The following is a 13,892-nucleotide window of genomic DNA, read 5'->3' on the forward strand; positions in this document are numbered from 1 at the left end:
AGAAGTGAAACGAATTAGCGCCGATGGTAGTGTGGGGCTTCCCCATGTGAGAGTAGGACATCGCCAGGCTTTAAATTACTAAGAGCCCGTTTGTAAGAACGGGCTTTTTTAGTCCCACAGGGATATCTTGATGCTGATATAGCTCAGGTGGTAGAGCGCATCCTTGGTAAGGATGAGGTCCCCAGTTCGAGTCTGGGTATCAGCACCAGTTACTGTTTGTTATAAACTTTATGCATTGAGTTTAAAGCAAAACGTAAAGAATTTTACTTGGCGACCATAGCGATTTGGACCCACCTGATTCCATTCCGAACTCAGAAGTGAAACGAATTAGCGCCGATGGTAGTGTGGGGTTTCCCCATGTGAGAGTAGGACATCGCCAGGTTCCCTTTCTGTTTTTGGATTTCAGAAAAATCCAAAGGCAAAAAACTTAGACTTAAGAGTCTAACCAGTGCGGAGCGGTAGTTCAGTTGGTTAGAATACCGGCCTGTCACGCCGGGGGTCGCGGGTTCGAGTCCCGTCCGCTCCGCCACTTATTCCAGACCCCAGCAGAAATGCTGGGGTCTTTTTGTTTTATCCGCGTATTGTGCACTTCGACTACAGGTTGCCTGCGACGCACCTTCACCGTTTTAAAAGCGCTTTTATCTCTTCACATTTAAATCCCAATCATACTCATAGCTCGCTCCTTTAACCGATATGATCGGTTGCTTGCGATACCGATTGATATGAGTAACTAGCTGCTGTTGATCGCCAAAATCAGCGATAAACCAATCATAGATAGATGAGAGGCGGATATTGTCACCATTTACTAACACACCCTTATCGCTATTGATAAACTGCTTTGCAGCGAGTTCCAATAACTGTTCTGTGTTCGCTGCGGTGAAGGCTTGGCTCTGTAAGTTAGGGCAACCTAAGCTTGCACAGTTAACTGCGTAGTGTGTTCTAGGATCGTTCCAGATAGGGCGTAAGATACGATGCTCTATGTCATTTAGAGAAAGCGGTTGTCCAGCCACAGTAATCACTTCATCTCCCCATGGCCCAAAGCTAAAAAGGCCACCTAACTTGGTAATCGACTTAATTGGATAGGCATCGACAATGAGTTGAACTGTGATTGCATTGTATAGGTTAACCCAGTAGGCATACTGTTCATCCAGTGAGTATGTTCGAGGATCGATCTTGGCAAGAGTAGAGATGTACAGGTCTAGTTGTTGCTTGTCTTGTTCGGAAACGTCGTCATATTTCACGAGCGTGTAGTCACTGTCTGTAACTAGATAGCTATCAAGGAAAGTTTGCCATGCTTGGTGTGAAATGCTGGCCTGGTTACTCTGATTGGCTTGTTGCCAATAAGGCCAAAGATCTGACTTGGGGGCGGCAAAAACATTGAGAGAGATCAGTGTGACTAGCAGAGCAATAATACGTGTCATAGGCTAAATTCCAGTGGTGATAGACTTTTATTACTAGACCAAGCTTATTGGGTGTTTGTTTCAGCTACAAACAAAAAAGGCTAGCTTAAGCTAACCTTTGTTATTTATTGGCAGATTGAATTACTTCAAGAAGCTAGGGATGTTGGCTTCGTAACTCGCGATCTTATCTTCGTGTTGTAGAGTAAGACTGATGTTATCTAAACCGTTTAGTAGACAGTGACGGCGGAATTCATCGATTTCAAATGAGTACTCTTTGCCATTTGCTCGTACTTTGTTTGCTTCGAGATCAACTTCGACTTCAGCACCTTCGTTGGCTTCAACAAACTTGAAGATTTCATCAACTTCTTGCTCAGTTAAGCGGACCGGAACCATTTGGTTGTTGATAGAGTTACCGTAGAAAATATCTGCGAAGCTTGGAGCTATCATTGCGCGAATGCCGTAATCGGCAAGCGCCCATGGAGCGTGTTCACGTGATGAACCGCAGCCAAAGTTTTCACGAGCAAGCAGGATAGATGCCCCTTTATAACGCGGCGCATTCATCACAAACTCTGGATTTGGCTGTTTGCCAGCGTCATCAAGAAAACGCCAATCATGGAAAAGGTGCTTACCAAAACCTAAACGAGATACCTTCTGTAGGAACTGTTTAGGGATAATTGCATCGGTGTCGACGTTTGCTGCGTCTAGAGGAACAACTAAGCCTTTATGCTGTTTAAAACCTGACATGTTGTTTCTCCTTAATCCAAGTTACGAATGTCGACAAAATGGCCAGCAATTGCTGCTGCTGCTGCCATTGCTGGGCTGACTAAGTGTGTACGTCCATCACGACCTTGACGGCCTTCGAAGTTACGGTTTGATGTAGATGCACAACGCTCTTGAGGACCCAATCGGTCATTGTTCATTGCTAAGCACATCGAACAACCTGGTAAGCGCCACTCAAACCCAGCTTCTTTGAAGATAACATCCAGACCTTCCGCTTCTGCTTGCGCTTTCACTTGCTCTGAACCTGGAACGATCAAAGCTTGAACATGAGCGGCCACTTTACGACCTTTAGCGACTTGCGCAGCAGCGCGCATATCTTCGATACGAGAGTTAGTACAAGAGCCGACAAACACTTTGTCTACTGAGTATTCTGAAAGTGATTTGCCCGCCTCTAAGCCCATGTAAGCAAGTGCTTTTTCCGCTGAAGCTTTTTCTACTGGGTCTGTAAAGCTTTCTGGCGCAGGGATAGGTTGGTCAACAGCGATAACTTGACCTGGGTTCGTTCCCCAAGTGACCTGAGGTTTAATATCTGCGGCTTCTAGTGTAACGACAGCGTCGAACTCGGCGTCATCATCGGTTTTTAAGGTCTTCCAGTACTCTACTGCTGCATCGAAATCTGCACCTTGAGGAGAGAACTTACGACCTTTAACGTAGTTGAATGTGGTTTCATCTGGCGCAATTAAGCCAGCTTTAGCACCTAGTTCAATCGCCATGTTGCAAACTGTCATTCGACCTTCCATTGTAAGGTCAGTGATGGCTTCACCACAGAACTCAACAACGTAACCTGTACCGCCAGCGGCGGTAGTTTTACCGATGATTGCCAATACGATATCTTTGGCTGTGATGCCCGGTGCTACTTTGCCTTTAACTTCGATCTTCATGGTTTTAGCGCGAGCTTGTTTTAGAGTCTGAGTTGCTAAAACATGCTCAACTTCTGAAGTGCCGATACCAAACGCTAGTGAACCAAAAGCTCCGTGTGTTGCCGTATGTGAGTCACCACAAACGATAGTCATACCAGGTAGAGTGATACCAAGTTCTGGCCCCATGACATGCACGATACCTTGGTATTTGTGGTTGATATCGTAAAGGGTGACACCAAACTCTTCACAGTTCTTCGATAGCGTTTCCATCTGGATACGTGCCATTTCACCTGACGCATTGATGTCTTTGGTCGTGGTCGATACGTTGTGATCCATCGTAGCGAAGGTTTTACTCACCTGACGTACTTTACGCCCTTTTTCTCGCAGGCCATCAAAGGCTTGAGGTGATGTTACTTCATGAACTAAATGGCGGTCGATGTACAAAATTGGGTTCTCACCCTCTGCGGCTACGGCGACGTGAGCGTCGTAGACTTTTTCATATAGTGTTTTGCCCATTATTACTTTCCTGTGTATAGCAGCAGGTAACGGCTTACCTACTGCTAATTCATTATTATTAAATTGGTTTACTACGAATTAAGAATGTACTCTGCAATCTTGTCGCCCATCTCAGAGGTGGATAGCGCCGGCTTGTCACCTGAAAGATCTGCGGTTAATTCCCCTGCTGATAGTGCTTTTGATACCGCTGTTTCGATGTCCTGAGCTGCTGCTTCTTCACCTAGGCTGTAACGTAACATCAGAGCTGCTGACAGGATTTGCGCCACTGGGTTAGCGATATTTTTGCCCGCGATGTCTGGTGCGCTTCCGCCCGCTGGTTCGTATAGGCCAAATTTGCTTTCATTAAGAGAGGCTGAAGGCAGCATTCCCATTGAACCTGTGATCATTGCACACTCATCAGAGATGATGTCACCGAAGATGTTCGAACATAGCATGACGTCAAATTGCGATGGGTCTTTAATGAGTTGCATTGTGGCGTTGTCGATGTACATATGCGACAACTCAACATCAGGATAGTCTTTCGCGATCTCTTCAACCACTTCACGCCAAAGGATAGAGCTTTGCAGCACGTTCGCTTTATCAATCGAGCATACTTTGTTGTTACGAAGGCGGGCTGACTCGAACGCAATCTTAGCAATACGTTCGATCTCGTAACGGTGATAAACCTCGGTATCAAATGCTTTCTCATTTGCGCCTTCACCTTCACGTCCCTTTGGCTGGCCAAAGTAGATACCACCAGTTAGCTCACGCACAACAACAATGTCGAATCCGCGCTCTGAGATATCTGCACGAAGAGGAGAGAATGCTTCTAAACCTTTATGGATTTGCGCTGGGCGAAGGTTACAAAATAGCTGGAAGTGTTTACGTAGTGGAAGTAGGGCACCACGTTCTGGTTGATCGTTAGGCGGAAGATGTTCCCACTTAGGGCCACCAACAGAACCAAAAAGCACGGCATCAGATTCTTCACAAGCTTTCACTGTGCTGTCTGGTAATGGGCAACCGTGGTTATCGATCGCAATGCCACCAACATCGTGTTCTTCACGCACAAATTCGATCGCGTATTTTTTCTCGATAGCGTCTAGCACTTTGTGTGCTTGTGACATTACTTCTGGGCCAATGCCGTCACCGGGTAGTACAGCAATTTTGTATGATTTGTCTGTCATGGTAATCCTTTAATTTTTATTTTCCTCCAAGGCGACTCGCGTCCTTGGAGTCTCACTTATACTGTTGCGATTTTTTTCTGTTTGATTTCTTCGATTTTGTTGGCGCGATGGATGCTGTTAATCACATGCAATAGCGCTTGACCAGAAGCTTCTACGATATCAGTTGAAACACCTGTGCCGTGATATTTGCGACCTTTGTAGTTAGCGATGATGTCAGCTTGACCTAAGCCATCCTCACCTTCGCCTTTCGCGGTTAAATCAAACTTATCTAGAACAATATCATAACCAGTTACACGATAGATACACTGGTAAAGAGCATCAACAGGACCGTTACCGACTGCGGCTTCACAAGTTTCCTCATCACCACACTGTATCTTGATGCTTGTGGTTGCCATTACGCTTCCTGACTGAACGCTTAGATAGTTCAATTTATAAAAGTCATCTTCTTCACGTAGATTAGAGAAATGCATCAAGGCTTCTAAATCATAATCAAACACTTGGCCTTTACGGTCAGCCAACTTTAAGAAGTCTTCATAAAGTGCATCTAGGTTGTACTCATCTTCTTTGTAGCCCATTGCATCCATATGGCTTTTCACTGCTGCACGTCCACTTCGGCTAGTTAGGTTCAACGCTTGATTCTTAAGACCTATCGACTCAGGTGTCATGATCTCGTAGGTATTCTTGTTCTTTAACATGCCATCTTGGTGAATGCCTGATGAGTGGCTAAATGCATTCGCACCTACTATTGCTTTGTTGCTTTGAATCGGCATGTTGCACAATTGACTAACCAATTTACTGGTGCGATGGATTTCATCATGCTTTAAACCAGTGTGAACACCAAGTAGCTCCTGTCTGGTCTTGATGATCATTGCGATTTCTTCAAGTGAGCAGTTGCCAGCACGTTCGCCAATACCATTAATGGTGCCTTCAATCTGACGAGCACCTGCTTGTACAGCGGCAATGGAGTTTGCTACTGACATGCCTAAGTCGTCATGGCAGTGTACCGAAATGATCGCTTTGTCGATATTTGGCACTCGGTTGAACAGGGTTTGGATAATGCCACCAAATTCATTTGGCACTGTGTAGCCAACTGTATCTGGGATATTGATCGTTCTTGCCCCTGCGTTGATAGCGGCTTCAACCATGCGACATAAGTTATCAATAGGTGTGCGCCCCGCATCTTCACAAGAAAACTCGACATCATCGGTGTAATTACGAGCATGTTTGACTGCTTTTACACCCATTTCGACGACGTCATCGTAACTGCGACGAAGTTTGTCTTGAACGTGAACGGTGGAAGTAGAAATAAAGGTATGGATTCGGAACTGGTCTGCAACTTTTAAAGCTTCGGCAGCGGCATCAATATCTTTCGCAACGGCTCGCGAAAGGGCACAAATTCGACTGTTCTTAATGTTGCGAGCGATGGTTTGTACCGACTCAAAATCACCAGGAGAAGAAACAGGAAAACCCGCTTCAATAACATCAACGCCGAGCCTTTCAAGCGCATAGGCAATCTGCAGTTTTTCTTTAACCGTCAAGCTTGCTGACAACGCTTGTTCGCCATCACGCAAGGTGGTGTCGAAAATAATGACTTGATCATTCATGTTTACTTCCTTAGTGATTATGTGCATTTGCACGAGTTAATCGTTTACTTCCGGTATTTAGATATAAAAAAACCCGCATCTGAGTGCGGGTTTGTTGTAATTCTGTGTGGTTGTTTTTCTTCCACAGCCTACCCGCGCGATTATGTCACGATAAGGAGGAGGCTCAGCAGGATAGAAAAACGGTTCATCATTGTTAACGATTCCTTTAGGGGCGTTAAATAATCCACATATTTAAGTTAACAAATTAGTACCGCACTCAACGGACAACGTCAACCCTAAAGTGTGTTTTTTATTCATCTTAGATCAGTTCCAGCGGCAAACTGCCAGTTTAACAGATGAATCGTCGGTTGGTATTTCAGTAATGTGCTCTGGAAGAATAGGTTGAACCAATGACCACTCGTCCATGCTGGTGAGCTTGTCATCGAAACTCAGTCAAAGTTTCACCTGCCTGTCACCAACTCGAATTAAGTTTAAGCAAGATAGGTAATAAAAGGAGCTGGAAATGCGTTCAATGGAGCCCATTGCTAAGTTTGATTTAGCGTTTTCCCTATTCTGTTTACAACATAAATTTTGTTATCCAGTGTCGCGTTTAAGTAAGGTGATTTCTCACACGGGAGATGGCCATCTATACGCTTTGCTCGGACTTTTCGCTTTTGTTTATGGTGGTGTGGAAGGGCGAACATTTCTTGCTGTTGGTTTGTGCGCTTTTGTTATAGAACTGCCGATCTATTGGTTGGCTAAAAACCTATTTAAACGTCGTCGCCCAGAAGAGCTTTCCGATTTAGTCACTTCTTTTATTACACCTTCAGACCGCTATAGTCTGCCGTCTGGGCATACTGCTGCCGCTTTCCTGATGGCGACTGTCATCGGTCATTTTTATATGGAATGGCAGCTATTTGCGTTTGTTTGGGCGGCCTTGATTGCAAGCTCAAGAATTTTGTTAGGCGTTCATTTCTTAACGGACGTTCTTATCGGCGTATTGCTTGGAGTCGGTAGCGCGCAGTTCGCTCTGATCGCATTGGGGATGAATGGATGAAAATATTGTACGGAGTTCAAGGGACAGGCAATGGACATATTGCGCGTGCTCGTGCGATGGCAAAATGTCTCGCTAATGAAGGTTTAGATGTTGATTACCTCTTTACGGGAAGAAATGAGCAGCACTATTTCTCGATGGAAGCATTCGGTCATTTTCAAACTCGGGCAGGTCTTTCATTTGCTACCCACAAAGGTAGGGTAGATATGGCTAAGACACTGGTGTCGAATAATCTTTGGAAATTTTGGCGTGATGTCAGTCAGTTTGATTTGTCCGACTATGACTTAGTACTGAATGATTTTGAGCCGGTATCTGCTTGGGCCGCTAAAAGGCAGAAGATTCCCTCGATCAGTATTAGTCATCAAAATGCTTTTCGCTACTCGGTACCGATCAAAGGAGCGAGTTGGCTGGACAAACTGGTTATTAAGCATTTTGCTCCGGCCACACACCATATTGGCTTGCACTGGTATCACTTTGACCAGCCTATCCTCCCTCCGATTATTCACACTGAGAAAGGGCACTGGAGGGAAGAAGACTATGTGCTCGTTTACTTGCCATTTGAAAGCTTATCTGACATCACGGATTTGTTGCTACGCTTCTCAAATCAGAAGTTTGTATGTTATCACCCAGAGATTGTAGAGCCTCAAGTGCTTGCCAATATTCACTGTTTGCCACTTAGCCTCGACTCGTTTCAATCCCATTTACAGCGTTGTGAAGGTGTTATTGCAAATGGGGGATTTGAGCTGCCTTCAGAGGCGTTGACTCTAGGAAAAAAACTGTTGCTTAAACCTTTAAGTGGCCAGTTTGAGCAGATAAGTAATGTCGCGACATTGGAAGGACTTGGCTTGGCATCGTGTATGGATGATTTAGATGCATCCGCAGTGAGGCGATGGCTTGATGAAGACTCGGCTGAAAGTGTCCAATATCCTGATGTGGCCGCAGCGATCGTGAGCTGGATTAAACAAGGCAATTGGGACGACCAATCTCTATTGACTGAGAGCCTGTGGGAAAAAGTCGATTTCCCGAGTTATGCGATTAACGTATAGATCTTCTTTCTTAGCGTAAAATGGCTTCAAACTATTGATGCCATTTTTACGTTGTCGTTGTCATTGATAAGTCCCATCCATAAATCCCTTTCTAAAAATAAGTTAGAAATTAATATCAAATAGATCTAATAATCACTATAAAAACGACCTTGATATTTTTTTATAATCTTTTTAAGCGATTGTTTTTGAAGGGATCAGTGTCGAGTTAAGTAAAAAATACTGATTAATTGTCAATCTTATTGCTAATTGCTGAATTATTCGTTGATAGTAGTGATTCGCCATAAAGCATCTAACAACTAAATATAATGGATGCGGCGAACCTTTGGTTTTCTATTCCCAACTCATTTTGAAGTTAGTAACCATTTACGTTGATGAATTAAAGAGGCTTGCCCAATGATTGACAAAAAAGAGTCTATGAGTGCTATCGCTAGCTACCGCATGGAAAGTACTTTACGTGGAGTAGATTTAAACCTTTTAACTGTGTTCGATGCGGTCATGCAAGAACAAAATATCACTCGCGCTGCGCATAATCTGGGTATGTCACAGCCAGCAGTAAGTAACGCTGTAGCGCGTCTTAAAGTGATGTTTAATGATGAGCTATTTATGCGTCAGGGACGCGGTATTCAACCGACTCAACGAGCTCGTCAGCTGTTTGGTCCTGTTCGTCAGGCTCTGCAACTTATTCGTAATGAATTACCAAGCTCAGTTTTCTCTCCAGAGACATCTACTCGTCTATTCAAACTGGCAATTTGCAGCCCATGTGACATGCGTTTTGCGCCAAAGATAATGTCAACGATTCACGAGCTTGCACCTAATGTACAGCTCCACCTAGATGCTGAATTCGATCGCCAACTTGCAGAGAGAATGCGTTACCAAGAGATCGACTTTGTTATCGATTATGCTCGTTTTGATGAGCAAGGCTTTTCAAGCACAGAAATCTTCCAAGATGAGTTGGTTGTAGTGGCATCTAAAGCACACCCACGTATTCAAGGGTCAGTAAGCCCAGCACAATTGTTTGGTGAACGTCATGCTAAGTTATCTAAAGTTCACGGTCAGCGTAGCTTCTCTGAGCAAGCGTACCGAGATCTGGATGTTCAGGCATACTATGAGGGTACGAGCCTAAGCAACGTTCTCTACGTTGTAGGTCAATCTGAGCTAGTGACAATCGCGCCACGCTGGATGGTCGAAAATGCAGCAAACAAAGAGCAGTTGCAAGTCATCGAGTTCCCGTATGAAAACGGTCAAATCAGTGGCTTCTTAAGCTGGCATGAATCAAGCGAAAAAGACAAGGGCCATATCTGGCTGCGCGATCAACTGATGATGATCTGCGGTGAAGTGGTTGCCCTAAAGTAATTGTCAGTATTCATTGATAGGAAAAGCCTTGGATGGTTCGCGCCATTCAAGGTTTTTTACTATTTTAATTGATAACTTTGATGCTCATCAGTTGCCTTTTCTAACCCGAAATGTACACTTGTGCGCTTAATAAAGCTTACAGGTGTAAGCTAAAGGTAGTAAAGATGGCCAACCTAGATTTTCACATTGTAAAACGAATTCGAGAACAGATTGCGAAAGGCAGCGACCGCATTGCGCTCAAACATAAAGTGGGCAACATGTGGAATGGTATTAGCTGGAAGCAGTTTGGTCAGCAAGTTGATTCTCTTTCACTTGCACTATTGGCTCAGGGAATACGAGTCCAAGACAAGATTGGTATCTTCTCCAACAACATGCCACAGTGGACAGTGGCAGATTTCGCAGCATTACAACTGCGTGCCGTCACAGTACCTATTTATCCAACCAACACTGCCGCTCAGTCAGCTTACATCCTGCAGAATGCGGATGTCCGAGTATTATTTGTCGGTGAGCAAGCTCAATTTGACGCTGCTGTATCCATCTTTGACCAATGCGAACAATTAGAACTGATTGTGGCTATGTCCGATGACGTACAAGTTGGCGAACATAGTTTTGCTATTGGTTGGCAAAAATTCATTGCTCAGTCGAACGAAATGCATCAACCAGAATTGAATGCCCGATTAGAGCAGGTATGCTTCGACGACCTACTAACACTTATCTACACATCGGGTACTACTGGGCAGCCTAAGGGCGTAATGTTGGATTACGCGAATATTGCTGCGCAGTTGGAAGGCCACGATCAGAGATTAAGTTTGAGTGAATCTGATGTGTCGCTCTGTTTCTTACCTCTTTCGCATGTATTTGAGCGCGCTTGGACGTTCTACGTGCTGTACAAAGGGGCGACGAACTGTTACCTACAAGACACTATGCAAGTTCGTGAAGCCCTGAGTGAAGTACGCCCGACAGTGATGTGTGCGGTGCCTCGCTTCTACGAAAAGATCTTCTCAGCGATCCATGAAAAAGTGGCTAAAGCACCATTTATTCGCAAAGTTTTATTTACTTGGGCAGTAAATATGGGTGCGAAAATGGCATTGTGTCATCAAGAAGGGCGCAAACCTTCCATTGCTCTGAAGAAAGCGCATGCATTGGCAGACAAACTGGTCTTGTCAAAGCTACGTGCTTTGCTTGGCGGTCAAATCAATTTTATGCCGTGTGGTGGCGCTAAGCTCGATGAAACCATCGGTCGCTTCTTCCATGCGATTGGTATCAACGTAAAGTTGGGTTACGGCATGACAGAGACCACAGCGACCGTATCGTGCTGGGATGATAAATGTTTCAATCCTGACTCAATAGGTATGGCGATGCCGGGCGCTCAGGTCAAGATTGGTGAGAACAACGAGATTCTTGTTCGTGGTCCAATGGTCATGCGTGGTTACTACAAAATGCCGGAAGAGACAGCGAAAACCTTTGACGAACATGGCTTTCTGAAAACAGGTGATGCTGGTCATATCGATGAGAATGGCAATTTGTTCATTACAGATCGAATCAAAGAGCTAATGAAGACGTCGAATGGTAAGTATATCGCTCCACAAATGATTGAAGGCGCAATCGGCAAAGATCACTTTATCGAGCAGATTGCTGTTATTGCGGATACGCGCAAATTTGTCTCTGCTCTGATAGTGCCGTGTTATGACTCGTTAGAAGAATACGCTAAAGAGCTCAACATCAAATATCATGATCGGGTCGAGTTGATTAAGCACCATCAGATAGTCGAAATGCTAGAAAAGCGCGTCAATGACTTACAAAAAGAGTTGGCGAAGTTTGAGCAAGTGAAGAAGTTCAAGTTATTGCCGAAAGCCTTCTCTATGGACGATGGTGAACTGACACCGACACAAAAACTGCGTCGTAAGGTGATTAACGACAAGTATCAAGATGAAATCGAAGAAATGTACAAGGACAAGTCGGATAAAAACTAATATTTCCGATAGTTAATTTTCTGAGTGATTAAAAATCCCCCAACAAGCAAGTTCGCTTGCTGGGGGATTTTTTATTGTGCTTATATGATGGTTTTGATGTTGCTTATTCATGTGGCTTGAAAAAAAGAACAGAATTTATTACTTAATTTCTAGTTTTTGCAGGTGATTGAATCTGTTTGAAAGGGTTGTTTTAGACTCATCTTGCTATAAATAATTACTTTCCAGTGCAATCTTCAAAGTGGGAGATAAATCGCATTAGACCCGTTGATAATAAAACGTTACATTTGTTGCGTTACTTTGCTTTATGTTACCTATGAGCAAGACATAGCCGAAAAAGTGGAAATATTTCGAATTAGGCTACGAATAAGACCTAGACTATGGAAAACCAGCTCATCAGATTGACCTTATCCGATGACAAACTGGTTTAAGGAGAAAAATATGGCAGCAATGTTGTCCGGAGCAGAGATGGTTGTTCAATCTCTGATCGAAGAAGGCGTAGAACAGATCTTTGGCTACCCAGGCGGTTCTGTTTTAGATATCTACGATGCGCTTCACGCAAAAACTGATCAAATTAAGCATGTACTCGTTCGTCATGAACAAGCAGCAACTCATATGGCTGATGGCTATGCACGAGCCACTGGCAACCCAGGTGTAGTGCTTGTCTGTTCTGGCCCTGGTGCTACCAACACCATTACTGGTATTGCGACGGCGTATATGGACTCTATTCCAATGATCGTAATTTCGGGCAACGTACCGAATAACATGATTGGTAATGACGCATTCCAAGAGTGTGATATCGTGGGTGTATCTCGCCCAGTTGTTAAACACAGTTTCTTAGTAAAGAAAGCTGAAGACATTCCTGAAACGGTTAAGAAAGCCTTCTATATTGCAACCACCGGTCGCCCTGGCCCTGTACTTATTGATTTACCTAAAGATGTAATGAATCCTCAGGTTAAGCTGCCGTATGAGTACCCTCAAGCTATTTCAATGCGCTCTTACAAACCGACAACGACTGGTCACAAAGGTCAAATCAAGAAAGGTCTGAAGACCCTTCTAGAAGCAAAACGACCTGTGCTGTATGTAGGTGGTGGCGCCGTTATTTCTGGTGCAGAAGAGCACCTAACTAAATTGGCTGAAGCGCTAAATCTACCTGTAGTCAGTACTTTGATGGGGCTTGGTGCATTCCCCGGCACTCATAAAAATTCCTTAGGCATGTTGGGTATGCATGGTGTGTATGAAGCCAATATGGCGATGCATAGAGCGGATCTCATTTTTGGTGTCGGCGTTCGCTTTGATGACCGAACCACAAATAGTCTAGAGAAGTACTGCCCAGACGCTAAAGTAATGCATATCGATATTGATCCTTCATCAATCTCGAAAAACGTGAAAGCGGATCTGCCTATTGTAGGCTCTGCAGAAAAAGTTCTCGAAAGCATGGTTAAACTGCTTGAAGAGCAGGGTAGCACGAACGATCAAGATGCTTTAAATCGCTGGTGGGATGAGATCCAAGTGTGGCGTGATCGTGAGTGTTTGTCTTATGAGACATCATCTGAGCGTATTAAGCCTCAGCAAGTTATTGAAACCTTGCACAAGCTGACAAATGGCGACGCTTATGTTGCTTCTGATGTAGGTCAGCACCAAATGTTTGCAGCCCTTTACTACCCATTCAATAAACCTCGCCGCTGGATCAACTCTGGTGGTCTTGGCACGATGGGCTTCGGTCTACCAGCAGGTATGGGTGTTAAGTTCGCCAAGCCTGAAGAAGAAGTGGTGGTAGTGACTGGTGACGGCAGTATCCAAATGAATATTCAGGAACTATCGACAGCAATGCAATACGATATCCCTGTTAAAATCATTAACTTGAATAACCGATTCTTAGGCATGGTAAAACAATGGCAAGACATTATTTACCAAGGCCGCCATTCAAACTCATATATGAGTTCTGTTCCTGATTTTGCCGCCATTGCTGAAGCTTATGGCCATGTTGGTATCCGAATTGAGTCTCCAGATCAGTTGGAATCTGGTCTAAAACAAGCACTTGATATGAAAGATCGCTTAGTGTTTGTTGATATCAATGTGGACGAGACTGAGCATGTATACCCAATGCAGATCAAAGGTGAGGGTATGGACAAAATGTGGTTAAGCAAGACGGAGAGAACGTAAT

The 13,892-nt window shown here is 44.3% G+C and carries 10 protein-coding genes, 2 tRNA genes and 1 rRNA gene; 8 read left to right on the forward strand and 5 right to left on the reverse strand.

Features of this window, described 5'->3' with window-relative positions:
• Positions 1 to 132 precede the first annotated feature (132 nt).
• The 3 genes from ACQEXR_RS01880 to ACQEXR_RS01890 all read left to right on the forward strand — a co-directional run bounded on the left by ACQEXR_RS01880 (position 133) and on the right by ACQEXR_RS01890 (position 529).
• Positions 133 to 208 (forward strand) — tRNA-Thr (locus tag ACQEXR_RS01880).
• A gap of 58 nt (positions 209 to 266) precedes the next feature.
• Positions 267 to 382: ribosomal RNA gene (gene rrf, locus ACQEXR_RS01885) — 5S ribosomal RNA — on the forward strand.
• A 70-nt stretch (positions 383 to 452) separates the two neighbouring features.
• Positions 453 to 529: transfer RNA gene (locus tag ACQEXR_RS01890), tRNA-Asp, on the forward strand.
• A gap of 109 nt (positions 530 to 638) precedes the next feature.
• Here the strand turns inward: ACQEXR_RS01890 and ACQEXR_RS01895 are convergent.
• The 5 genes from ACQEXR_RS01895 to leuA all read right to left on the reverse strand — a co-directional run bounded on the left by ACQEXR_RS01895 (position 639) and on the right by leuA (position 6,323).
• Positions 639 to 1,421: a DUF547 domain-containing protein gene (locus ACQEXR_RS01895; protein ID WP_427019675.1), complete on the reverse strand. Its 783-nt coding sequence runs from the start codon at positions 1,419 to 1,421 to the stop codon at positions 639 to 641.
• A gap of 120 nt (positions 1,422 to 1,541) precedes the next feature.
• A complete protein-coding gene (gene leuD, locus ACQEXR_RS01900) occupies positions 1,542 to 2,144 on the reverse strand; it encodes a 3-isopropylmalate dehydratase small subunit (RefSeq protein WP_427019676.1) in 603 nt (200 codons plus the stop codon).
• 11 nt (positions 2,145 to 2,155) lie between these two features.
• Positions 2,156 to 3,556, reverse strand: a complete 1,401-nt coding sequence (gene leuC / locus ACQEXR_RS01905) for a 3-isopropylmalate dehydratase large subunit (protein WP_427019677.1) — start codon at positions 3,554 to 3,556, stop codon at positions 2,156 to 2,158.
• A gap of 71 nt (positions 3,557 to 3,627) precedes the next feature.
• A complete protein-coding gene (gene leuB, locus ACQEXR_RS01910; RefSeq protein WP_269376496.1) occupies positions 3,628 to 4,719 on the reverse strand; it encodes a 3-isopropylmalate dehydrogenase in 1,092 nt (363 codons plus the stop codon).
• Between the two features lie 56 nt (positions 4,720 to 4,775).
• Positions 4,776 to 6,323: a 2-isopropylmalate synthase gene (gene leuA / locus ACQEXR_RS01915; RefSeq protein ID WP_426950684.1), complete on the reverse strand. Its 1,548-nt coding sequence runs from the start codon at positions 6,321 to 6,323 to the stop codon at positions 4,776 to 4,778.
• Between the two features lie 502 nt (positions 6,324 to 6,825).
• On the opposite strand from leuA, the gene ACQEXR_RS01920 reads away from it, so the two are divergent.
• The 5 genes from ACQEXR_RS01920 to ACQEXR_RS01940 all read left to right on the forward strand — a co-directional run bounded on the left by ACQEXR_RS01920 (position 6,826) and on the right by ACQEXR_RS01940 (position 13,891).
• Positions 6,826 to 7,359, forward strand: a complete 534-nt coding sequence (locus tag ACQEXR_RS01920) for a phosphatase PAP2 family protein (protein ID WP_138971872.1) — start codon at positions 6,826 to 6,828, stop codon at positions 7,357 to 7,359.
• Positions 7,356 to 8,402, forward strand: coding sequence for an MJ1255/VC2487 family glycosyltransferase (locus tag ACQEXR_RS01925; RefSeq protein WP_427019678.1), 1,047 nt, complete (start codon positions 7,356 to 7,358; stop codon positions 8,400 to 8,402). The genes ACQEXR_RS01920 and ACQEXR_RS01925 overlap by 4 nt, the downstream gene beginning before the upstream one ends.
• Positions 8,403 to 8,795: 393 nt before the next feature.
• On the forward strand, positions 8,796 to 9,755 hold the full coding sequence (gene leuO / locus ACQEXR_RS01930) for a transcriptional regulator LeuO (RefSeq protein ID WP_426950688.1): 960 nt from the start codon (positions 8,796 to 8,798) through the stop codon (positions 9,753 to 9,755).
• A gap of 164 nt (positions 9,756 to 9,919) precedes the next feature.
• Positions 9,920 to 11,728 (forward strand): AMP-dependent synthetase/ligase, encoded by a 1,809-nt coding sequence (locus tag ACQEXR_RS01935; protein ID WP_427019679.1) that lies wholly within the window; start codon positions 9,920 to 9,922, stop codon positions 11,726 to 11,728.
• 438 nt (positions 11,729 to 12,166) lie between these two features.
• Positions 12,167 to 13,891, forward strand: a complete 1,725-nt coding sequence (locus ACQEXR_RS01940) for an acetolactate synthase 3 large subunit (protein ID WP_427019680.1) — start codon at positions 12,167 to 12,169, stop codon at positions 13,889 to 13,891.
• Position 13,892: the final 1 nt, after the last annotated feature.

The sequence above is a fragment of the Vibrio sp. TRT 2004 genome (assembly GCF_050113735.1).
In the GTDB taxonomy this organism is placed as follows: domain Bacteria; phylum Pseudomonadota; class Gammaproteobacteria; order Enterobacterales; family Vibrionaceae; genus Vibrio.